Genomic DNA, 20,809 nt, shown 5'->3' with positions numbered 1-20,809 from the left:
ATTTTGGCCTGCTGATTCTGGAGGGCGGTTTGAAAGGGATTATTCTTGCGGGTGGAAGCGGAACGCGCCTCTATCCGCTGACCATGGCGATCTCGAAGCAGATATTGCCGGTCTACGACAAGCCGATGATCTATTACCCGCTCAGCACGCTGATGCTGGCTGGAATCCGCGAAATCCTCATCATCTCGACGCCGCGCGACCTGCCCACCTTCCGGGAGCTTCTCGGCAATGGCGAGCACCTGGGCATCGAGATCTCCTATGCCGAGCAGCCGCAGCCGAACGGCCTGGCCGAAGCCTTCATCATCGGGCGGCAGTTCATCGGCAACGATCCGGTGGCGATGATCCTCGGCGACAACATCTATTACGGCGTCGGCCTGCCGGCATTGTGCCGGGCGGCGATCAACCAGCCAGGCGGCGCCACCGTGTTCGCCTACCGGGTGGACGACCCGCAGCGCTATGGCGTGGTGGCCTTCGACCGGCAGACGGGCCTTGCCCAGTCGATCGAGGAAAAGCCGGAGAAGCCGAAGTCGAGCTGGGCCGTCACCGGCCTTTATTTCTACGACAACGATGTGGTGGAGATCGCCGCCGCGATCGAGCCCTCGGCGCGCGGGGAGCTGGAGATCACCACCGTCAACAACATCTATCTGGAGCGCGGCGACCTGAGGGTCCAGCAGCTCGGCCGCGGCTATGCCTGGCTCGACACCGGCACCCACGACAGCCTGCATGAGGCGTCCTCCTTCGTGCGGACGATCGAGCACCGGCAGGGCATCAAGATCGCCTGTCCGGAGGAGATCGGCTTCCTGATGGGCTGGCTGAGCGCCGATCAGGTGCTGGAGCGTGCCGCCCTTCTGGGCAAGACCGAATATGCCGCCTACCTGAAGCGGCGGATGGCGGAAGGAGACCTTCTATGATCGAGGTCCGACCGCTCGCCCTTGCCGGCGTGCTGGAGGTCGTGCCGCCCAAATTCGGCGACGACCGCGGCTATTTTTCCGAGACCTACAACCGCGAGAAGCTCGCCGCGCATGGGGTCGATCTCGAATTCGTGCAGGACAACCAGTCCTATTCGGCGCGCAAGGGCGTGCTGCGCGGGCTGCACTACCAGTTGCCGCCGCGCGCGCAGGACAAGCTGGTCCGCGTCCTCAAGGGGCGCATCTTCGACGTGGCGGTGGACATCCGGCGCGCCTCGCCGACCTTCGGCCGCTGGGTCGGCGTCGAGCTCTCCGAGGCGAAGTGGAACCAGCTTCTCATCCCGCAGGGCTTCGCCCACGGCTTCGTGACGCTCGAGGAGGACACGGTCGTCGCCTACAAGGTGAGCGACTACTATTCGCCCGAGCATGATCGCAGCATCCGCTACGACGACCCGGACATCGGCATCGAATGGCCGCTCGAGGGCATCGAGGTGCAATTGTCGAGGAAGGATACCGAGGCACCGCGCCTGGCGGATGCCGAGGTGTTTTAGACACGCCAGGGCAGGGCGGGGCGCATCAGCAGTCGCACAGCAACGCGAGGAACGGACGCGAGATGAACATATTGGTAACCGGCGGGGCCGGCTTCATCGGATCGGCGGTGTGCCGCCTGCTCGTGCAGCGGCCGGATGTCGAGGTGATCAACCTCGACAAGCTGACCTATGCCGGCAACCTGGCATCGCTGAGGCCGATCGAGAACGCCCCCAACCACAAGCACTACCAGGCCGACATCTGCGACGGGGCGGCGGTCCTCGACATTCTGCGCCGGGAAAAGATCGACACGATCATGCATCTGGCGGCCGAGAGCCATGTCGACCGCTCCATCGACGGGCCGGGCGCTTTCATCGAAACCAACGTGCTCGGCACGTTCCGCCTGCTCGAGGCGGCGCTGACCTACTGGCGCACGCTGCCGGGCAGCCGGCAGGACACCTTCCGCTTCCACCACATCTCCACGGACGAGGTGTTCGGCGACCTGCCGTTCGACGAGGGCGTCTTCACCGAGGAGACGCCCTACGCCCCGTCCTCGCCCTATTCCGCCTCGAAGGCCGCATCCGACCACTTCGTGCGCGCCTGGCACGAGACCTACGGGCTGCCGGTGGTGCTGTCCAACTGCTCGAACAATTACGGGCCCTTCCACTTCCCCGAAAAGCTCATCCCGCTGGTCATCCTCAACGCCCTCGACGAGAAGCCGCTGCCGATCTACGGCGAGGGCGCCAATGTGCGCGACTGGCTCTATGTGGAAGACCACGCGCGCGCGCTGGCGCTGGTGGCGACGAAGGGAACGCCCGGCGAGAGCTACAACATCGGCGGCCGCGCCGAGCGGACCAACCTCGCCGTCGTCGAGACGATCTGCGACATCCTCGATCAGCGGCGCCCGCGCCGCGGCGGTAAGAGCCATCGCGACCTGATCACCTTCGTGACCGACCGGCCGGGCCACGACCGGCGCTATGCCATCGACCCCTCGAAGATCGAGAGGGAACTCGGCTGGCAGGCCGAGGAAACCTTCGAGACCGGGCTGGCCAGGACCGTCGACTGGTATCTGGCCAACCAGTGGTGGTGGGCCCCGATCCGCGACGGCCGCTATGCCGGCGAGCGGCTCGGCATCGGGGCGCCGGCATGAGGATCGTCGTGACGGGCAGGCAGGGCCAGGTGGCCCTCAGCCTCGCCGAGCGCGCCGCCCTCCATCCGGGCATCGAGATCGTTCATCTCGGCCGGCCCGAATTCGACCTTTCCCGGCCGCGGACGATTGCGCCGGCGATCGCTGCGGCGCGGCCGGACATCGTCGTCTCGGCCGCGGCCTACACGGCCGTCGATCAGGCCGAGGACGAGCCCGAGGCGGCCTTCGCGGTCAATGCCGAGGGCGCCGGGGCGGTGGCCGCGGCGGCAAACGAGGCGGGCGCGCCGGTGATCCATCTTTCCACCGACTACGTGTTCGACGGCAGCCTCGACCGGCCCTATCGCGAGGACGACCCGACCGGGCCGCAGGGCGTCTACGGCGCTTCGAAGCTGGCCGGCGAAGGTGAGGTGGCGGCCGCCAATCCGCGTCACCTGATCCTGCGCACGGCCTGGGTCTACAGCCCCTTCGGCAGGAATTTCGCAAAGACGATGCTGAAGCTCGCCGAAACGCGCGACCGCCTCGCCGTGGTCGGCGACCAGTGGGGCAACCCCACCTCGGCGCTCGACATCGCCGACGCGATCCTCTTAATGGTCGGGACGCTGAATGAAGATGCGCCCATCGCTGGAATCTACAATGTCGTTGGGGAAGGCAGTGCGACATGGGCTGATTTTGCACGTCACGTGCTGTCTGTAAGCCGAGCACATGGCGGTCCTTACGCGGAGGTGTTCGATATCCCGACATCGGACTTCCCAACAAAGGCGCGGCGCCCTTCGAATTCCCGCCTCTCAACAGAGCGATTGGCTCGTATTTTTCACCATCGGTTGCCGGATTGGCGGGAATCGGTGGAGGCTACGATCAGTCGATTGATATCATCGCCACAAACGTAAAAACCGTTGTGCGAGAAGAGATGCAGGCGTTGCACGACAAGAAGAAAAACGAGATCATGCGCCCCGAGTTCGATAGCGTGATGCTTTTTGCTCTTTTATGTGACGGAACGTAAGATGACCCAGAGTAAATCACATCAGAGACTTAAAGAATTCGGTGAAGATGAAATGTCAAAAACATTGGTCGATCTGCGGAAAGAACTGGAGTCCAGCCGCGAAGCCCGAGCTCAGGCGGAGCGAGAAATCGCGAGCAAGGAGGAGGAGCTTGCGGAGCTCAGAAAGATGCTCGCTCAAACCCAACTGGAGCAGGACGCGCTCAGAATGGAACTGGGCAGGATCCGTCAAAGCCGATCGTTTCGATTGTCGGCGCGCCTTTCGCGCGCATATGCCAGTTCATCGCTGCTGCAATGGGCACTGAGGGGGCGCGTCGGGTTTGAGCTCGTCGACCGTCTTACAAGCGGGGCGGGAGCGAGATCTGCAAGGAAGCGGGGTGCTGGACGAAACGCCGCGAGATATATGGACGCAGAGGTGATAGCCAAAATCAGGGAAACGGGGCTATTTGATGATGCGTTCTATTCTGAAAAATATCTTGGAAGTATAAAGAATAAAGAAGACCTGATCGCCGATTGCTTGGAGGTCTTCCCTCAGGAAATTCGAGACCCTGGCCCTCTTTTTTCAGCCGAGCATTATCTCAGAATTCACCCGGATGTTTCCTCTTCCGGAATGCATCCCCTAATTCACTATGCTGTATTTGGTATGTTCGAGGGTAGGGAGGCTTTCTCGGCGAATAAGGTTCGAGATTTTCTTTCGTCTATGGAAGAGTGTAAATATAATCCCATCGAAGACGTAGTCAGTTCGGGGAAAGCGATTAATATTCTATATGCTCCGAACGGGAATTTCTTTTTTCGCGACATTGCCGAGTATACGAAAACCTTCTTGTCAGAAAAAGGATACGAGGCGAGGGTTCTGGTTGCTCCTCGACGCGAGCCCGGAGAGCAAGAATGTTTGAACCTGGTGGTCGCGCCGCACGAGTACATGGTAATCGGCCCGGGTAAGAACTGGAGTGCCGAGCAGTGCGCTTCGGCCATCTATCTCAATACGGAACAGTGGCAAACGCCTTGGTTTGCAAAATGCTTCTCGTATATGGCGCAAACCACAACCGGCGTTCTGGACATCAATCCAAATTCTGCCGCGGGTCTGTGCAGACTGGGAATAAAAGCTGCCTTCTTGCCGATCGTGCCAATCCCGGGATCCTGTTTTGTGCAGGATAAAGAGATGGTATCCAAGGCTCTAACCAGGGCAAAATACGTTAAAAACCTATCATATTCTGATGATATAAGGGGTAGAGATTATGATATACTTTTTGTCGGCGTCGTGAATGAAAGAAGAGAAAGGGTAATTTCTGAGCTATCAATAAATATATCAAAATTTGAGAATTTCATTCATTGCCCTCGGTTTAATCGACCGATTTCCGATGGCGACGTGGATATGCTCAGCAACAAGGATCTGACACAGATTGCTAAGAATGCGAAAATACTTCTGAACATCCACCGGGATGATGTCGGGTATTTCGAGTGGCATCGTATCTTCTTGTATGGGGTTATGAATGGTTGTGTGGTGGTTAGTGAGCCATGCTTTTCCAATTCATTTATAAAGTCTGATATTCACTACATCGAAGCCACTGTTCCAGACATGGCGGGCGTGCTTGACGACCTCCTGGGAACGGAGCTGGGGTTGGTGCGCCTCAATGAAATAAGTCTTCGGAATTTGGAATTGGCAAAAAATATAAAGTCAGGTGAAAGGCTTGTTTGGTGATGAAGACGCAGGAATACGAGATAAATTTCCAGTCGTTCTACGCCGAAAAAACCTGGCCAAAACTGAGCGTAGTCGTCCCTCTATATAATTATGAGTCTTATATAATAGAAACATTGGATTCTCTGCGTGATCAAACTTTGGCCAATTTTGGCCTCGTAGTTGTGAATGACTGCAGCTCGGATGACTCTGCATCTGTCGTTTCTGGTTGGCTGGAGGAGAATGGAGAACGTTTTGAAGCAGCGGTTCTTGCTAGCAATACCAGAAACGCTGGACTCTCCATTACCAGGAATACGGGCATCCATATCGCGGAATCGGAATTTATTTTCTTTCTTGACGCCGATAACGTCATTTATCCGCGCTGTCTGGAACGGTTGCAGGAAGCGCTGCTTTCTAGTGATGCGGTATTCGCGTATAGCATACTAAACGTGTTTGGTGCGGATACGGGGCTGATGGGAACCGAGGCGTTCAGCCGGGAGCGTCTCAAGATTGGAAACTACATTGATGCGATGGCGCTGATCCGCAGGAGGACGCTACTCCAGCATGAAGGGTATCACGATCTCAAGCATGGATGGGAGGATTACGATCTTTGGCTGCGCTTCTGCGAAAATGACGAATATGGCATTCAGGTTCCGGAGATCCTCGGCGGATACCGCGTGCACGCAAAGTCAATGCTGAGAACGGTTACCTCCGAGAAGAAAAATCACATCGAATTGCGCAAGTTGATAACCCAACGCCATTCCTGGTTGGAGATATAAAGATTATGAAGCTAGCAATCGTTGGGATGCCCGGATTTATCGATCGATCTTTTGCGCGGAGTACGGAAGAACTTTATCGCCTTTGCGGAAATAATACGGGGAATCTCGTTTTTTGGTATGCATTTCAGATGCATGTTCAGGCAGAGGAGAGGGTTTTTCTTCCTTTTAATTTTAACCCGGATGTCGTGAACAAATGCGACATAATGGTCTTCATCTTCGCCAATCACGTCAATCCAGGGATGGATCTCGGCGACCTCGTGGAGAAACTTGAACGTGTTGAAGTTCCGGTTGTCGCCTTTGGATTGGGGGCGCAATCCAAGCTAGGCGAGGATGTTGTTTCACTTCCGGAAGGGTCGGTGGAGTTTTTCCAGGCACTGTCACGGAAGACGGACAAGATTGGTCTCAGAGGAGAATTCACGAAGGAGACCTTGTCGCGATTCGGGGTGCACAACACCGAAGTGATAGGTTGCATCTCTAATTTCATCTCCAGCGATGCTGCCGCACGTATACCGGCTGATTTCAAGAATGTGCAGAATGTGCGGCGAGTCGCAGTGAACTCCGATTTCATTGATTCCGTTGCTCCCTTCAACCGAATGATTGGCCGTGTGTTTCCCGATGCTGCGCTGGATGTCGTGGTTCAGGCACCGATCGAGCTTCTCCATCTTTCCAGGAATGAGCACACAAAAATCGGTAAGGCTTACCGGGCCAAGATCGATAAGGTGCTCTCGTCGTTTGACGGGAAGGATCGGGAAGCGCTGCGGGATCGAGTGTATGCGTTTTATGATGCCCGCTCCTGGATGGAGCATGCACAACGCTATGATTTCTCAGGCGGTTCCCGCATGCATGGCAACATGGTCTCGTTCCAGACAGGAACGCCGACCGTTTTTGTTCCGCACGATTCCAGAACATTGGAACTGGCTTCGACGATGCGCTTGCCTCGATTCCCGATTGCCGATTGTGATGAGGTAAAGAGCGCGGGGGATTTCTTCGCCAACGTCCGTTTTGACAAGGACGAATATATGCAGAAACGGCAGGAGCTCAAAAAGAGGTACGAGAGTATCCTTTTGAATTCCGGTCTTCGGCTCTCGAAAATATTCGAGAGGATTTGACGCAACTTCGATTAATTTCGGTCGAGCGCGGCCCACTCGCTTTCCGATTGGAAGGCTGAAATGGTCCCTTGATCCAGCGTCAATATTTTATTGCAAGTTTTCTTGAGGAGCGCGTGATTGTGGCTGGCGATAACCACTATCCCAGCCTTCTCCGCTAGATTCGCCAAGCGGATTTTCGCCTTTTCCTGAAATCTCGGGTCGCCAGCACCGATCCACTCGTCCATGAGGAGTATCTCGGGTTGCATGCTGGTCGCCGTGGAAAAGGCGAGCCGCGCCGCCATGCCCTGGCTATAGCTCTTGAAGGGCAGATCGATGAACTCGCCGAGCTCGCTGAACTCGATGATTTCCTCCATCCTGGCCTCGATCTCCTGCATGCTCCAGCCGTTGATCAGGCCGCGCAGCACGATGTTGCGCCGTCCGGTGGCTTCGCGGCGAAAGCCGAGATTGATGTTGAACAGCGCGTCGACCCGCCCCTGGATCGCGATGCTGCCGCTGGTCGGCGGGTAGATGCCGTAAAGGACCTTGAGGAGCGTTGTCTTGCCGGCGCCATTGGAGCCGACCAGGCCGAGCCGGTCTCCGGCCTCCAGCTCGAAATTGATGCCGCTGAGGGCAGTGATGACCTGGTTGCGGCCTGACCCTTCGATGCGTCCGCCCGTCGGGGCGCGCTTGTCGCGGCGGGCGAGCGTGAGTTTTTCGCGCAGGACGTAGGACAGGCTGAGGTCCCTGACGCAGATCGAAACGCTCATATGACGAAGACCACCTGTTTGCGGAACCGGCCGAGGAGCAGGATCGCCACCGCCCACAGGGTGAGGCCGGTGACAATGCAGAAACCGAACGCGCCGGCCGGAAAACTGCCATGCAGGATCGGCTGTCGCACCATCTCCAGGAAATAGGTGAAGGGGTTCCAGTAGTAGAAGAGGTGCTGGACGCCGCCGCTGCCCTCGTAGTTCCAGAAGACCGGTGTGAGGAACATGCCGATCCTCATGAGGTTTCCGACGATGAACTGGCTGTCGGGAAAGAAGGCGCCGAGAAAGGCGAACAGCATGATCGCGGCGGGTGTGATGGCCAGAATGATGGCGATCGCCAGCGCCGACCAGGCCCAGGAAAGGGTCGGCATCGTTCCGGTGAGTGCCAGGATCATGGCGCAGCCGAGCAGCGCGTAGCCTGCGCGGATCACCGCCTGCATGGCCATGCGCATCACATAGACCGACAAGGGCAGCGTCGTGCCCTTGATGAAGCTCTCCTCGCGCACGAACAGGGAGATGCTCTGGGTGACCGTCTCCATGATGTAGAACCACACCAGCAGCCCGGTCGCCACGTAAATCGGGTAATTGGAGCTGCCGGCCGAGCCGCGGTGGAAGACGAAGATGAACGTGCCGGCGAAGGCGAGGTAGTTGATCAGCAGCCACAACGGGCCGAGCGTGGTGCGCCGGTGCTGATCACCTATATCTTCCTGCGCCAGCGCAACCCAGACGCGTCTCATGCGCAATCCTGCGTAGATGTCCGCCAGCGCGCTTTTGATGGTTTCGAACATTCACCAGCCTTCAAGATCGGTGGCTGTTAGCATAAGCCGAAACGAATGCAAACAACGTGAAATTGACGCGGCCGGGAAGTTCTCCACAACGGGCCGCGCCGTCCGGACGCGCGCGATCCCGGCGGGAAGGGCATCCCCGGCATCCCCTCTTTATGCTCCGGCGGTGAACGCTTCGAGCTGTCTTGATCGCTCATCGACGTGGGTGATCCGTCAGAAATCCGGGCCGTGCCTGCGCTAGTGGTGCGATCCCAACAGATGGTACCCATCTGTTGGGAAAAATCGCCCCACCAGATCAATAGCTTGTGGGCTGACTTGTCGAAACAGATGGGCACCATCTGTTTCGGTCAGACCACCAGCGCAGGCCGCCGCGCTTTACATCACCCGAATTTGTGCATTTTCGGGCAGCCGTCCGGTCTCGGCCGGGCCCGCTGCAAACCCGCCGCCGCCGGCGTGTCGGCGACCGGCGCCGGGGCTCGGCGCGCGCTGTCGAAAAGAGCTTCCCGGTCCCGCGGAACCCTGTGCGGCCGCCCCGAAAATATCGGCCAAAGCATTGGCTCTTGACTCCGGGAGGCGATCGCAACTTAATTGTAAAGCGTTTTACTAAACCGCTTTACAAGGCGAGCCACACGACGATGCAGCACAAGAAGCCGAGCTTGAAGGATGTGGCCCGCCGGGCGGACGTGTCGGTGACCACGGTCTCGCGGATGCTCAACGGCTCGCTCGAGCTGCCGGCCCTCACGCGGCAGCGCATCGAGCGCGCCATTCGCGAATTGAACTATCAGCCGAACCCGCATGCCAGGCGCCTGAGCCGCGGCCGGTCGGACACGATCGGCCTCGTCGTGCCTGATATCGCCAACCCCTTCTTCGCCATGCTGGTGGCGGCGGTCGAGCAGGCGGCCGACGAGCGGCAACTCGCCCTGGCGCTCTATGCGACGCTGAACCGTCCGGGACGCGAGGTGGCCTATCTCGAACTGATCGAGCGCAACCATGTCGACGGGCTGATCTTCGTGACCAACCACCCGGACGACGGCCGGTTGGCCGAACTCATCAACCGCACGGGCAATGTCGTGGTGGTCGATGAGGATGTGCCGGACGCTCGGGCGCCGAAGCTTTTCTGCGACAACGAGCAGGGCGGCTTCCTGGCCGGCAGGCTGCTCGCCGAGAACGGTCACCGCAACGTCCTGTTCGTCGGCGGACCGGAGGAGATGATCAGCGCGCGCCGGCGCTACCACGGCCTTGCTGCGGCGCTCAGCGAGCATTTCGGCACGGAAGTCGTCCCCGCCCGGTATGCCGGCGATTATACGGAGGAGTTCGGTCGCCAGGCCGCGCAGCGTTATCTTTCCGAGGGCGCCAAGCCGACGGCTATCTTCGCCAGTTCGGACGAGATCGCCATTGGCCTGATCGAGGTGCTGCGCGCCGAGGGCGTGTCGATCCCGCAGGACGTGTCGATCATCGGCTTCGACGATGTCGGCCCGCTTCACCTTTTTGCTCCACCCTTGACGGCGATACGGCAGCCCGTCCGGTCCATCGGACGGCGCGCCCTGTCGCTGCTCACCGAAACCGACTGGAAGGCACGCGGCAGTGTGCCGTCGGAAGAATTGCTTCCGGTCGAAATCGTCGTGCGGGACTCCGTTGCCCCGTGCACGAAGCCATGAACAGCAGCGGAACGCCAAAGAGGAGAACACGATGAGCATGAAATCCACCCGCAGGAACATCCTGACGCTCGGTCTCGGCGTCGCCATGGCCCTGCCGCTCGGCTTGGGCGTCGCCGGCGCGCAGGAGGCGAAGACCTTCGCCCTGGTGCAGATCAACCAGCAGGCGCTTTTCTTCAACCAGATGAACGAAGGCGCGCAGAAGGCCGCCGACGAGGCCGGCGTCAAGCTGGTCATCTTCAACGCCAACAACGACCCGGCGGCGCAGAACAGCGCCATCGAAACCTATATCCAGCAGGGCGTGGACGGGCTCGCCGTGGTCGCCATCGACGTCAACGGCATCATGCCGGCCGTCAACCAGGCCGCGGAAGCCGGCATTCCCATCGTCGCGATCGACGCCATCCTGCCGGACGACGGCCCGCAGAAGGCGCAGATCGGCGTCGACAACGGAGCCGCCGGAGCGGACATGGCCGCGCACTTCCTCGATTATGTGAAGGCAGAGATGGGCGGCAAGGCAAAATACGGCGTCGTCGGCGCGCTGAACTCCTACATCCAGAATGTCCGCCAGAAGGGTTTCGAGGAGGTGGTCGACGCGGCCGAGGGCATCGAGAAGGCCGGCGTTGTCGACGGGCAGAACATCCAGGACAACGCCCTTTCGGCGGCCGAAAACCTGATCACCGGCAATCCGGACATGAATGCGATCTACGCGACCGGAGAGCCGGCCCTGATGGGTGCCATCGCCGCCGTCGAGAGCCAGGGCAAGCAGGAAGACGTGAAGATCTTCGGCTGGGATCTGACGGCCCAGGCGATCGCCGGCATCGATGCGGGCTACGTCACGGCGGTGATCCAGCAGGACCCGGCGGCGATGGGCGCGGCGGCGGTCGATGCGCTCAAGACGCTCGCCGAGGGCGGCTCGGTGGACAAGACCATCTCCGTGCCGGTGACCATCGTCACCAAGGAGAATGTCGAACCCTACAGGGCGATCTTCCAGTGATGCCGGGTAGACAGCAGGAAAGCGCTGTCGCCGCGACCGGGTGGGCGAGCCCCACCCGGGAAGGCGGCACGGCGGGCGGGGCGCGCGTCCCGCGCATCTCGCTCCGGAACATCCGCAAGAATTTCGGGTCGCTCCAGGCGTTGCGCGGCGTCGACCTCGACATCTATCCGGGCGAGTGCCTCGGCCTTGTCGGCGACAATGCGGCGGGCAAATCGACGCTCACCAAGATCATCTCGGGGACCTACATCCCCGACGACGGAACAATCGCGCTCGATGGTGTCGAGGTGTGCTTCAGCGGACCGGCCGAGGCGCGCGGACGCAACATCGAGATGGTGTTCCAGGACCTCAGCCTGTGTGATCATATAGACGTGGCCGGCAACCTGTTTCTCGGCCGCGAGATGACGAAGGGGCTGTTCCTCGATCGCAAGGCGATGCTTGCGGAAGCCCGCAAGATGCTCGATGCGCTGGAGATCCGCATCCCGCGGCTGACCGGCAAGGTGGCGCAGCTCTCGGGTGGCCAACGGCAGGCGATAGCCATCGCCCGCGCAGCCTCGTTCGATCCCAAGGTGCTGATCATGGACGAGCCCACCTCGGCGCTCGCCGTGGCCGAGGTCGAGGCGGTGCTGTCGCTGATCAACCGCGTCAAGGCCAGCGGCGTTTCCGTCATCCTCATCACGCACCGTCTCCAGGACCTGTTTCGCGTCTGCGACCGCATCGCCGTCATGTACGAGGGCACCAAGGTCGCCGAGCGCTCGATCGCCGAAACGGACCTCGAAGATCTCGTCAAACTCATCGTCGGCGAAAAGGACGAAAGATGACCGCCTATACCGAACGAAGCCAGGGCTCCCCATGGGCCGACTTCCTGTCGGAGCAGGCCCAGGTGCTCTCGATTGCCTTTTTCTTCCTGGTCTGTGTGCTGTTCTTTGCGGCGACGACAGACACCTTCCTGACCGTCGGCAACCTTCTGAACGTCATCCGGCAGGCGGCGCCGATCCTGATCGTCGCCGTTGCCATGACCTTCGTCATCATCACCGGCGGTATCGATCTCTCTGTGGGCTCCCAGGTGGCGCTCGTCAACGCCGTGGCGGCGATCGCGCTTGCGGCCGGCCTGCCGTGGCCGCTGGTCGTCGTGGCGATGCTGTGCTTCGGCGCGCTGATCGGCCTCGCACAGGGCTGGTTCGTCGCCTATCAGGGCATTCCCGCCTTCATCGTCACACTGGCCGGGCTTTCCATGCTGCGCGGCATAGCGCTCTATCTCACGCAGGGCTATTCGATCCCCATCAAGGGCGTGCCGGGCTTCTTCGCCCTCGGGCGCGGCGAACTCCTTGGCATTCCCGTGCCGGCGCTGATCGCGATCGCCGTCGCGGCCCTCGGATACGTGGTCATCACCGCCACCCGCTACGGCCGTCAGGTGATTGCCGTGGGATCGAACATGGAAGCCGCCCGCCGCGTCGGCATGCCGGCGCGCTGGACGATCGCCTCCGTATACGTGGTGGCCGGCGTCGCCTCGGCGCTGGCCGGCCTGCTGGTCGCCGCGCGTCTGGGCTCGGGCTCTTCCAACGCTGCCGTCGGTTTTGAATTGCAGGTGATCGCCGCCGTGGTGCTCGGTGGCACCTCCCTGATGGGCGGACGCGGCACCATCGTCGGCACGATCCTCGGCACGCTGACGATAGCCGTCATCGGCAACGGGCTGATCCTGATGCACATCTCGCCGTTCTTCACGCAGATCGTGACGGGCGCCATTATCCTGATCGCCATCTGGCTGAACACGCGCATCTTCACCGCCAATTTCCGCTTCGGCTTCGCAGGGAGGAAATAGGTCATGGGCGACGAACGTTCGAAGGCGCATGTCGGCTCCGGCCTGGTGATGACCGTCGGCGGGGCGATCCCGGCCGAAAGGCTCGGCGTCACGCTGATGCACGAGCACATACTGAACGATTGCCGCTGCTGGTGGAACGAGCCGAAGGAGCCGGAAAGGCGCTATCTGGCCGAGCAGCCGGTGAGCATCGAGATCCTCTCGGAACTGCGTCAGGATCCCTTCGTCAACAAGCACAACATCGCACTGGACGACGAGGCCCTGGCCATTGAGGAACTGGCCCGGTTCGCCACCGCCGGCGGCAGCACGGTGGTCGACCCCACCTGCCGGGGCATCGGACGCGACCCGCTCGCCCTGCAGCGGATCGGTGCGGCGACCGGCCTGCAGATCGTCATGGGTGCCGGTTACTACCTGCAATCCTCCCACCCCCCCGAGGTGGCGGAGCTGTCGGCGGACGGGATCGCCGACCAGATCGTCCACGAGGCGCTGGAGGGCGTCGACGGCACGGGCGTGAAGATCGGGCTCATCGGCGAGATCGGCGTCTCCTCGGACTTTACCCATGACGAGGAGAAGTCGCTGCGCGGTGCCGCCCGCGCGCAGGCGCGCACCGGCCTGCCGCTGATGGTGCATCTGCCGGGCTGGTTCCGGCTCGGGCACCGGGTGCTCGACATCGCGGCGGAGGAGGGGGCGGACCTGCGCCACACCGTGCTCTGCCACATGAACCCCTCGCATGACGATTTCGCCTATCAGAGCGAACTGGCCGAGCGCGGCGCCTTCATCGAGTTCGATATGATCGGCATGGACTATTTCTACGCTGATCAGCAGGTGCAGTGCCCGAGCGACGAGGAGGTGGCACGCGCCATCGCCCGGCTGATAGAAGCCGGCCATCTCGGCCGCGTCCTGCTGTCGCATGACGTGTTCCTGAAGATGATGCTCACACGCTATGGCGGCAACGGATATGCCTTCGTGCTGCGTCATTTCCTGCCGCGCCTCGAACGCCACGGCGTCGAGAGGGCGGCGCTCGACACGCTGATGCGCGGCAATCCGCTGAGTGTCTTTCATGCCGGCTGAGGCCGGCCAATTCCCGAGAAAAAAGAGAAATGCAATGACGAAAAAAGTGCTTCTGGTGGGCGAAAGCTGGTTCAGTGCCGCGACCCATTTCAAGGGGTTCGACCAATTCGGCAGCGTCACCTTCCATCTGGGCGCCGAGCCCCTGGTGAAGGCGCTGAAGGACAGCGAATACGAGCTGACCTACATGCCGGCGCATGAGGCTGTCGAGAAGTTTCCGTTCGAGATGGAGGGGCTCGACGCCTACGACGTCGTCATCCTGTCGGACATCGGCGCCAACTCGCTGCTCCTGCCGCCGGCCGTTTGGCTGCAGTCGAAGACCGTGCCCAACCGGCTCAAGCTCATTCGCAACTGGGTCGAGCAGGGCGGTCATCTTCTGATGGTCGGCGGCTATTTCTCCTTCCAGGGCATCGACGGCAAGGCGCGCTGGCGGCGCACGCCGGTGGAAGAGGTGCTGCCGGTCACCTGCCTGCCCTATGACGACCGCGTCGAAATCCCCGAGGGGACGGTGCCCGACATCGTCCTGGCGAACCATCCGGCCGTCGCTGGCCTGGAGGGCGAGTGGCCGGTGCTGCTCGGCGTCAACGAGGTCGAGCTGCGGGACCGGGACGATGTCGAACTCGTCGCGCGCCTGCCGGACGACCAGGGCGGCCATCCGCTGCTCGTGACGGGGCGCTACGGCAAGGGCCGCACGGCGGTGTGGACCTCCGACATCGGCCCGCACTGGCTGTCCCCGGCCTTCTGCGAATGGAAGGGATACGGCATCCTGTGGAAGAACATCCTGGGCTGGCTGACGGCCCCGGCGGCGCGGTGACGCGGACCCGGAAGACCGTTTCAGCCGGCGGCGAGGATCGCCTTGAGTTCGCTTCTGGAGGGGAATGCGGCATGGGTTCCGTGGCGGCCGACGGTGATCGCCGCGGCCTTGACGGCATCGCCGATGGCGCGCCGGTCGAGCGCCGTGCCGCGCAAGGCGGCGGAGGCGAGCGCGACGGCCATGAAGGTGTCGCCGGCCCCCGTCGTATCGACCACGTCGCAGGCTTCGCCGGGCACATGGACCGCCCCGTCCGCATCGACCAGCAGGGCGCCATTGCCGCCGAGCGTCACGACGACCTGGCGCACGCCCTCGGCGAGCAGACTTCGCGCCGCCTCGGCACCGTCGACGCCGGTGAGCGCGCGCGCTTCGCCCTGGTTGACGAAGGCGATGTCGATCAGCGGCCACAATTGCCCGAAATAGGGCCTCAGCGGCGACGGGTTGAAGGCCGTCAACAGGCCCTTGTCGCGCGCCGCCTTCAATGTCGTCGCGGTGGTCTCGTCGCTGAGATTGCCCTGCAGGACGGCAAGGTCGCTGGCGGTCGCATCGGCGAGCGCGGCGCACGCCTCGGCGGCTGCCAGGTGGCTGGCGCAGTCCGTGGTCGTGACGATCGCGTTCTCGCCGTCGGGCGTGGTGAGGATCATCGAGAAATCGCTGGCACGGCCTTCCAGGAGGATGAGCCGGCAGGCCGCCGGCTCGCCGCTCAACTGCTCGCGGATGGTGGCGGCGCGAAAATCATCGCCAGTCGCCGCCACAAGGCTCGTCGGCAGGCCGCAGCGGGCCATGACGACCGCCTGGTTGCACCCCTTGCCGCCGAGACCCCGCGCCGTCTGTGCGCCGAGGATGGAGGCGCCCGGCTGGGGCCAGTCGTCGATGGCGATCGTTTCATCGACGGTGACATTGCCAATCACGAATGCCTGCATAACCTGCTTTCAGTAGAGGTGAAACAATGACAGCGATAGCGAACACGTCGTCGAACGCCATAAGTGACATCTTCGGCACTGGCAAGGTTCTGATCGGGATGATCCATTGTCCGGCCTTTCCCGGCGCGCCGCGCTATCGGGGCGGCGGCATGGAGGCCATCTATGACGCCTGCATGCGCGACGCGGAAGCGCTGGTCGAGGGTGGCCTGCACGGCCTGATGATTGAGAACCACGGCGACATCCCGTTCTCGAAACCCGATGACATCGGCCACGAGACGGCGGCCTTCATGTCGGTGGTGACGGACCGCATCAACCGTGCCTTCGGCGTGCCGCTCGGGGTGAACGTCCTTGCCAACGCGCCGGTCCCGGCCTTCGCGATCGCCATGGCCGGCGGTGCGCGGTTCATCCGGGTCAACCAGTGGGCCAACGCCTATGTCGCCAACGAAGGCTTCATGGAGGGGCGGGCGGCCGAGGCCATGCGCTATCGCTCGCTGCTGCGGGCCGAGCACATCAAGGTCTTCGCCGACAGCCACGTCAAGCATGGCAGCCATGCCATCGTCGCCGACCGGTCGATCGAGGAATTGACCCGCGATCTCGCCTTCTTCGACGCGGATGCGGTGATCGCCACCGGGCAGCGCACCGGCAACGCGGCGACCTTCGAAGAAATCGAGGAGATCGGCGCGGCAACGCATCTGCCGGTTCTGGTGGGCTCGGGCGTGACCAGCTACAACGTCGCCGACATTCTGCAGCGCACCAGCGGCGTCATCGTCGCCTCCTCGCTCAAGAAGGACGGGGTGTGGTGGAACCCGGTGGATATCGAACGCGTGCGCGCCTTGCGCGCCGCCGCCGCACCCGCACTCGAGGCGTGACCCCGTGCCGTCCGAAACTTTGAGCGAGCAGATGCTGCGCGAGAACGCGGCGGTGCTCGAAGCGATGGTCGACCATCGCTTCGTGAACGACATCGAGCAGGACCGCCTGCCGTTGGAGGTTTTCGAGCGCTACCTGGTCTATGAAGGGGCCTTCGTCGACACGGCGATCTCGATCTTCGCCTACGCGGCGGCGAAAGCCGGGACGATCGGCCAGAAGCGCTGGCTGATCGGCGTTCTCGACGCGCTGGCGAACCGGCAGATCGCCTATTTCGAGCGGACCTTTGCGGCGCGCGCGATCGATCCGTCCTCGCATGCGCTCGACCGGCCGCCGGTGGAAGCCTTCCGCGCGGGCATGCTGGAGATCGCCCGGCGAGGCGGGTTCCTCGACATCGTCGCGGCGATGTTTGCCGCAGAATGGATGTACTGGACCTGGTCGAAGCGGGCCGCCGCCACGAGGATTTCCGACCCCGTCCTCAGGGAATGGGTCGACATGCATGCCGACGACGCATTCGCGGCGCAGGCGAGGTGGCTGAAGGACGAGCTCGACGCCGCCGGCGCCGGGCTCGATGCGGCGGAACGGGCACGGCTGAGCGGTGTGTTCGGCCAGGTGCAGCGGCTCGAGATCGCCTTCCATGACGCTCCCTATGACGGGCGCTGACCGGGTGATGCCGAGGGATACCAGCTTGGCGATCAACGGATGGGGCCGATGCCGCCGTCCGTTGATCGACCCATGCCGATTTCCAGCGCCGGGGAACCGCGATCGTGCTAGATTAAGTGCCGTGCAGGAACGGCGTTGCCGGCAGGAACGACCTTGTCAGGCTGGCCGCATGGCCTTGACCGGAAAGTGCGCCTGACGGGACGGCACCGGGGCTCCCGGCGATGTCGCTCTTAGATCGCGATCAAAAAGTTTGAGCGGGATGCGGGCGGAAAACCGCTTCACACTTTTCCTCATCCCGCTCTGGCGTTCGAGCACGACAGGATTGCCACCAGACTTCAGTGCAGAGCCGGGATGAACATTCCCGCAGAACAGGAGGAGCACATGTTCGTCGCACGTTGGCAAATCGACGCCCGTTTCGGTCACAAGCAGACCGTGATCGACCTGATGCGCAAATGGGAAAACGAGATCGGAGAGCAGGTCGGCCTGCGGGAAATGGAGTTTTCAATGCTGAGCGGCTCGATCGGAGCGCGCGAGGCGACGCTGGAGGCCGATCACCGCGTCAAGTCACTCACCCAGCTCGAGGACTTCTTCTCGCGCATCGGCGCCCTCGATGCCCATCGGGCCTGGGGCAAGGAGATCGAACCTTACGTCGTGTCCGGTTCGTCGCGCTGGGAGATCTTTCGCGTGATCGACCGCTGACCCTCACTCTGCCTTTCAGGCGCCGAAACTCGCCTTCGCCGCCACCTGCCGAAAAGGCGGCGGCGGGGGCCGCACGCCGAGCGGAGCCCCGCTTTGCCCGGCGATCGCGAACCTGCTCGCAGGGCGCGGCGTTCTTCGCAAAAACAATCCGATGGCATCGGAGCGGCGCGGCCGCAACGCATGATCTCACGACGACGCAGCCCGCCTCGCGGCGGCAAACATGCCGTGTGCTCATCGATATTGCGAGTGATCCTGGCGGCTGTAAATGAATGGCTGGGGAACCTGGATTCGAACCAGGACTAACGGAGTCAGAGTCCGTGGGTCTACCGTTAACCTATTCCCCAGCATCGCGGCGGCTGTCGCGCAACCGCTATTTAGCGATCCCACATCCATAGTCAAGTCCGCTTTGAGATTTGAATGGCATGCGCCGGCCTCTGTGGAGAAAAAGTCGGCGCGCAGCGGCGATGCCGCTCTTGGTGAAATCTCCCCGGGCTGATACTCTGTCGTCAACGTAAGAGAGTTGAGCCGCCTGCAGCGCCTTTCATGGCTCGCGCGGCGGCGAAGGAAAAGCGGTGGACAACCACGACGATGCCGGCCTGAGGCCGGCCGCGCGGGGTGTCCGGAATGCCGCGTCGGAAGGGGGCGTTACCCTCGGCTTCGACGACCGGTCGGCCGGACCCTCTGCCTATGCGGAAGAAGCGGCTGCTTCTTCCAAGGGTGCCGATGCGCACCCGCAAAAGCGCAAGCGTCGCAAGCGCCGCCGCCGGCGCGTCTATGTGAAGGGGCCGGAGGGTGCGCGCTCCGCGGCGTCACAGGCGCCTGGGCCCGAGGCCACGCCGGCGCGCCAGCCGTCGGCATCCCGCCGGCCGGTGCCGGCCGGGGAAGAGGCGCGGGCGACCTATGCGGCGCTCGATCTTGGAACCAACAATTGCCGCCTGCTCATGGCCGTGCCGAGCCGCCCCAGCCATTTCCAGGTGGTCGACGCGTTCTCGCGGATCGTTCGTCTGGGCGAGGGATTGTCCCGGGATGGCCGTCTCGGCGAGGCGGCGATGGACCGCGCCGTGGCGGCGCTCAAGATCTGCGCCGACAAGCTCGACCACCGCAAGCCGCGGCGGGTGCGCCTGATCGCCACGGAGGCATGCCGCTCGGCGGAAAACGGTGCGGCCTTCATCGGCCGGGTGAAGAAGGAGACCGGGCTGACGCTCGAGATCATCGACCGCCGCACCGAGGCGCGCCTCGCCGTGGCCGGTTGCAGCACGCTGGTCGAGCGCGGCACGGAAGGCGTGGTCCTGTTCGACATCGGAGGCGGCTCCTCCGAGATCGCGCTGGTCGACATTTCCCGCCACCGCACGCCGCGGCTGGCCGACCACATCGTGTCGTGGACGTCGCTGCCGGTCGGCGTCGTCTCGCTCGCCGAACGGTTCGGCGGCCATCACGTGACGAGGGAGAGCTTTGCCGCGATGGTCGAGGCCGTGTCCGAGCTGCTCGACCGGTTCGACGACGGCGGGCGGCTGAACCAGATCGCCGCGGGCGGCCGGTTCCACCTGATCGGGACCTCGGGCACGGTCACGACGCTGGCCGGCGTGCATCTCGGCCTCACCCGCTATGACCGCCGCCGCGTCGACGGCCTGTGGATGGAGCGCGACAATGTCGACCGGATGATCGACACGCTTCTTTCCTGGGATTTCGAGCAGCGCAAGGCCAATCCGTGCATCGGCGCCGACAGGGCCGATCTGGTGCTCGGCGGCTGCGCGATCCTCGAGGCGATCCGCCGCCGCTGGCCCGCCGAGCGGCTGAGGGTCGCCGACCGCGGCCTGCGCGAGGGCATGTTGAGCGAGATGATGGCCGCGGACGGCGTCTGGCGCCGCCGGCGACGCATGGGGCGAAGCGCATGACGAAGAAGCCGGCGAACAAGGGCGGAGGCGGAGCCCGGGCGCTGAAGACGCGGGTCAAGAAGAAGCGCGGGCTGAAGAACTCTTCCCGCCGCTGGCTGGAGCGGCACCTCAACGATCCCTATGTGCACCGGGCCCAGGCCGAGGGCATGCGTTCGCGCGCTGCCTACAAGCTCACCGAGATCGACGACCGCTACAAGATCCTGGCGCCCGGCGCGCGGGTGATCGATCTCGGCGCCGCTCCCGGCGGCTGGTGCCAGGTCGCCGCCGAGCGCGTGAAGTCGACGCCGGAAAACCCGCTCGTCGTGGGCATCGATTATCTCGGCATGGATCCAGTGCCGGGCGCCATCGTGCTCGAGATGGACTTCCTCGACGACGATGCGCCGGCGCGCCTCATCGAAACGCTCGGCGAAGCGCCGGACGTGGTGCTGTCGGACATGGCGGCGCCGACCACCGGCCACCGGCGCACCGACCACATCCGCACCATGCATCTGTGCGAGACGGCGGCGGATTTCGCCATGTCCGTCCTGAAGCCGGGCGGGCATTTCCTCGCCAAGACCTTCCAGGGCGGTGCCGAAAACAGCCTGCTCGATCAGCTGAAGAAGAATTTCCGCTCCGTTCACCATGTCAAGCCGCCGGCCTCGCGCGGTGAATCGGTCGAGCTCTACCTGCTCGCCAAGGATTTCAAGGGACGCCCGCAGGACGCGGGAGCGGACGCCGAGCAAGCCGGCTGAGCGTCCGGCGGAG

At 62.8% G+C, this 20,809-nt stretch carries 21 protein-coding genes and 1 tRNA gene; 18 read left to right on the top strand and 4 right to left on the bottom strand.

The annotated features are described in order from the left end of the window. Window positions 1-29: 29 nt before the first annotated feature. The 7 genes from rfbA to NUU27_RS02915 all read left to right on the top strand — a co-directional run bounded on the left by rfbA (window position 30) and on the right by NUU27_RS02915 (window position 7,146). Complete coding sequence (rfbA, locus tag NUU27_RS02945) at window positions 30-911, top strand: glucose-1-phosphate thymidylyltransferase RfbA (protein ID WP_257760552.1); 882 nt, start codon at window positions 30-32, stop codon at window positions 909-911. Beyond that, window positions 908-1,459, top strand: coding sequence for a dTDP-4-dehydrorhamnose 3,5-epimerase (gene rfbC, locus NUU27_RS02940; RefSeq protein ID WP_257760551.1), 552 nt, complete (start codon window positions 908-910; stop codon window positions 1,457-1,459). The genes rfbA and rfbC overlap by 4 nt, the downstream gene beginning before the upstream one ends. Window positions 1,460-1,521: 62 nt before the next feature. Continuing rightward, a complete protein-coding gene (gene rfbB, locus NUU27_RS02935) occupies window positions 1,522-2,586 on the top strand; it encodes a dTDP-glucose 4,6-dehydratase (RefSeq protein WP_257760550.1) in 1,065 nt (354 codons plus the stop codon). Beyond that, window positions 2,583-3,470 carry a dTDP-4-dehydrorhamnose reductase gene (gene rfbD / locus NUU27_RS02930; RefSeq protein ID WP_257760549.1) on the top strand — a complete coding sequence of 296 codons (888 nt, stop codon included), beginning with the start codon at window positions 2,583-2,585 and terminating at the stop codon, window positions 3,468-3,470. Before rfbB ends, rfbD begins: the two co-directional genes overlap by 4 nt. Before the next feature lie 114 nt (window positions 3,471-3,584). Further along, window positions 3,585-5,282, top strand: a complete 1,698-nt coding sequence (locus NUU27_RS02925) for an ATG16 family protein (protein ID WP_257760548.1) — start codon at window positions 3,585-3,587, stop codon at window positions 5,280-5,282. Beyond that, complete coding sequence (locus tag NUU27_RS02920) at window positions 5,282-6,037, top strand: glycosyltransferase family A protein (protein ID WP_257760547.1); 756 nt, start codon at window positions 5,282-5,284, stop codon at window positions 6,035-6,037. The genes NUU27_RS02925 and NUU27_RS02920 overlap by 1 nt, the downstream gene beginning before the upstream one ends. A gap of 5 nt (window positions 6,038-6,042) precedes the next feature. Beyond that, window positions 6,043-7,146, top strand: a complete 1,104-nt coding sequence (locus NUU27_RS02915; protein ID WP_257760546.1) for a polysaccharide pyruvyl transferase family protein — start codon at window positions 6,043-6,045, stop codon at window positions 7,144-7,146. Between the two features lie 11 nt (window positions 7,147-7,157). Here NUU27_RS02915 and NUU27_RS02910 read toward each other — a convergent pair whose 3' ends face one another. Together NUU27_RS02910 and NUU27_RS02905 are read right to left on the bottom strand one after the other, a co-directional pair. Next, window positions 7,158-7,892, bottom strand: coding sequence for an ABC transporter ATP-binding protein (locus tag NUU27_RS02910; protein ID WP_257760545.1), 735 nt, complete (start codon window positions 7,890-7,892; stop codon window positions 7,158-7,160). Continuing rightward, complete coding sequence (locus NUU27_RS02905) at window positions 7,889-8,680, bottom strand: ABC transporter permease (RefSeq protein ID WP_257760544.1); 792 nt, start codon at window positions 8,678-8,680, stop codon at window positions 7,889-7,891. The genes NUU27_RS02910 and NUU27_RS02905 overlap by 4 nt, the downstream gene beginning before the upstream one ends. Before the next feature lie 632 nt (window positions 8,681-9,312). On the opposite strand from NUU27_RS02905, the gene NUU27_RS02900 reads away from it, so the two are divergent. The 6 genes from NUU27_RS02900 to NUU27_RS02875 are packed head-to-tail and all read left to right on the top strand — an operon-like array spanning window position 9,313 to window position 15,024. Next, entirely contained in the window at window positions 9,313-10,335 is a 1,023-nt protein-coding gene (locus NUU27_RS02900; RefSeq protein WP_257760543.1) for a LacI family DNA-binding transcriptional regulator, read from the top strand. A 31-nt stretch (window positions 10,336-10,366) separates the two neighbouring features. After that, window positions 10,367-11,326 (top strand): substrate-binding domain-containing protein, encoded by a 960-nt coding sequence (locus tag NUU27_RS02895; protein WP_257760542.1) that lies wholly within the window; start codon window positions 10,367-10,369, stop codon window positions 11,324-11,326. Then, a complete protein-coding gene (locus NUU27_RS02890) occupies window positions 11,326-12,144 on the top strand; it encodes an ATP-binding cassette domain-containing protein (protein WP_374565379.1) in 819 nt (272 codons plus the stop codon). The genes NUU27_RS02895 and NUU27_RS02890 overlap by 1 nt, the downstream gene beginning before the upstream one ends. Continuing rightward, entirely contained in the window at window positions 12,141-13,145 is a 1,005-nt protein-coding gene (locus NUU27_RS02885) for an ABC transporter permease (RefSeq protein WP_257760540.1), read from the top strand. The genes NUU27_RS02890 and NUU27_RS02885 overlap by 4 nt, the downstream gene beginning before the upstream one ends. Window positions 13,146-13,148: 3 nt before the next feature. Further along, on the top strand, window positions 13,149-14,213 hold the full coding sequence (locus tag NUU27_RS02880; RefSeq protein ID WP_257760539.1) for a phosphotriesterase: 1,065 nt from the start codon (window positions 13,149-13,151) through the stop codon (window positions 14,211-14,213). A gap of 34 nt (window positions 14,214-14,247) precedes the next feature. Beyond that, a complete protein-coding gene (locus tag NUU27_RS02875; RefSeq protein ID WP_257760538.1) occupies window positions 14,248-15,024 on the top strand; it encodes a glutamine amidotransferase in 777 nt (258 codons plus the stop codon). Window positions 15,025-15,044: 20 nt separating this feature from the next. Here NUU27_RS02875 and NUU27_RS02870 read toward each other — a convergent pair whose 3' ends face one another. Next, window positions 15,045-15,944, bottom strand: a complete 900-nt coding sequence (locus NUU27_RS02870) for a ribokinase (protein ID WP_257760537.1) — start codon at window positions 15,942-15,944, stop codon at window positions 15,045-15,047. Window positions 15,945-15,970: 26 nt separating this feature from the next. Between NUU27_RS02870 and NUU27_RS02865 the strand changes: the two genes are divergently transcribed. The 3 genes from NUU27_RS02865 to NUU27_RS02855 all read left to right on the top strand — a co-directional run bounded on the left by NUU27_RS02865 (window position 15,971) and on the right by NUU27_RS02855 (window position 18,170). Next, on the top strand, window positions 15,971-16,813 hold the full coding sequence (locus NUU27_RS02865; protein ID WP_257760536.1) for a BtpA/SgcQ family protein: 843 nt from the start codon (window positions 15,971-15,973) through the stop codon (window positions 16,811-16,813). Window positions 16,814-16,844: 31 nt separating this feature from the next. Continuing rightward, window positions 16,845-17,471: a TenA family protein gene (locus NUU27_RS02860; protein WP_374565398.1), complete on the top strand. Its 627-nt coding sequence runs from the start codon at window positions 16,845-16,847 to the stop codon at window positions 17,469-17,471. A gap of 381 nt (window positions 17,472-17,852) precedes the next feature. Then, complete coding sequence (locus NUU27_RS02855) at window positions 17,853-18,170, top strand: hypothetical protein (RefSeq protein ID WP_257760534.1); 318 nt, start codon at window positions 17,853-17,855, stop codon at window positions 18,168-18,170. A gap of 270 nt (window positions 18,171-18,440) precedes the next feature. Here the strand turns inward: NUU27_RS02855 and NUU27_RS02850 are convergent. Further along, window positions 18,441-18,514 (bottom strand) — tRNA-Gln (locus NUU27_RS02850). Between the two features lie 228 nt (window positions 18,515-18,742). Here NUU27_RS02850 and NUU27_RS02845 point away from each other — a divergent pair. Continuing rightward, on the top strand, window positions 18,743-20,065 hold the full coding sequence (locus NUU27_RS02845) for a Ppx/GppA phosphatase family protein (RefSeq protein ID WP_257760533.1): 1,323 nt from the start codon (window positions 18,743-18,745) through the stop codon (window positions 20,063-20,065). After that, the gene (locus NUU27_RS02840; protein ID WP_257760532.1) at window positions 20,062-20,796 is read left to right on the top strand and encodes an RlmE family RNA methyltransferase; all 735 of its coding nucleotides are present in this window, start codon (window positions 20,062-20,064) and stop codon (window positions 20,794-20,796) included. Before NUU27_RS02845 ends, NUU27_RS02840 begins: the two co-directional genes overlap by 4 nt. Window positions 20,797-20,809 lie beyond the last annotated feature (13 nt).

The organism is Nitratireductor sp. ZSWI3 (assembly GCF_024655565.1).
Taxonomy (GTDB): domain Bacteria; phylum Pseudomonadota; class Alphaproteobacteria; order Rhizobiales; family Rhizobiaceae; genus Nitratireductor.
The sequence above is the reverse complement of the archived record's forward strand: the minus strand, read 5'-3'. Positions and strand labels throughout refer to the sequence as shown.

Bases quoted from the DNA above. Each gene is read 5' to 3' on its own strand.
- rfbC (WP_257760551.1), top strand. From the start codon at position 908: ATGATCGAGGTCCGACCGCTCGCCCTTGCCGGCGTGCTGGAGGTCGTG.
- rfbB (WP_257760550.1), top strand. From the start codon at position 1,522: ATGAACATATTGGTAACCGGCGGGGCCGGCTTCATCGGATCGGCGGTG.
- rfbD (WP_257760549.1), top strand. From the start codon at position 2,583: ATGAGGATCGTCGTGACGGGCAGGCAGGGCCAGGTGGCCCTCAGCCTC.
- NUU27_RS02925 (WP_257760548.1), top strand. From the start codon at position 3,585: ATGACCCAGAGTAAATCACATCAGAGACTTAAAGAATTCGGTGAAGAT.
- NUU27_RS02920 (WP_257760547.1), top strand. From the start codon at position 5,282: ATGAAGACGCAGGAATACGAGATAAATTTCCAGTCGTTCTACGCCGAA.
- NUU27_RS02915 (WP_257760546.1), top strand. From the start codon at position 6,043: ATGAAGCTAGCAATCGTTGGGATGCCCGGATTTATCGATCGATCTTTT.
- NUU27_RS02910 (WP_257760545.1), bottom strand. From the start codon at position 7,892: ATGAGCGTTTCGATCTGCGTCAGGGACCTCAGCCTGTCCTACGTCCTG.
- NUU27_RS02905 (WP_257760544.1), bottom strand. From the start codon at position 8,680: ATGTTCGAAACCATCAAAAGCGCGCTGGCGGACATCTACGCAGGATTG.
- NUU27_RS02900 (WP_257760543.1), top strand. From the start codon at position 9,313: ATGCAGCACAAGAAGCCGAGCTTGAAGGATGTGGCCCGCCGGGCGGAC.
- NUU27_RS02895 (WP_257760542.1), top strand. From the start codon at position 10,367: ATGAGCATGAAATCCACCCGCAGGAACATCCTGACGCTCGGTCTCGGC.
- NUU27_RS02890 (WP_374565379.1), top strand. From the start codon at position 11,326: ATGCCGGGTAGACAGCAGGAAAGCGCTGTCGCCGCGACCGGGTGGGCG.
- NUU27_RS02885 (WP_257760540.1), top strand. From the start codon at position 12,141: ATGACCGCCTATACCGAACGAAGCCAGGGCTCCCCATGGGCCGACTTC.
- NUU27_RS02880 (WP_257760539.1), top strand. From the start codon at position 13,149: ATGGGCGACGAACGTTCGAAGGCGCATGTCGGCTCCGGCCTGGTGATG.
- NUU27_RS02875 (WP_257760538.1), top strand. From the start codon at position 14,248: ATGACGAAAAAAGTGCTTCTGGTGGGCGAAAGCTGGTTCAGTGCCGCG.
- NUU27_RS02870 (WP_257760537.1), bottom strand. From the start codon at position 15,944: ATGCAGGCATTCGTGATTGGCAATGTCACCGTCGATGAAACGATCGCC.
- NUU27_RS02865 (WP_257760536.1), top strand. From the start codon at position 15,971: ATGACAGCGATAGCGAACACGTCGTCGAACGCCATAAGTGACATCTTC.
- NUU27_RS02860 (WP_374565398.1), top strand. From the start codon at position 16,845: ATGCTGCGCGAGAACGCGGCGGTGCTCGAAGCGATGGTCGACCATCGC.
- NUU27_RS02855 (WP_257760534.1), top strand. From the start codon at position 17,853: ATGTTCGTCGCACGTTGGCAAATCGACGCCCGTTTCGGTCACAAGCAG.
- NUU27_RS02840 (WP_257760532.1), top strand. From the start codon at position 20,062: ATGACGAAGAAGCCGGCGAACAAGGGCGGAGGCGGAGCCCGGGCGCTG.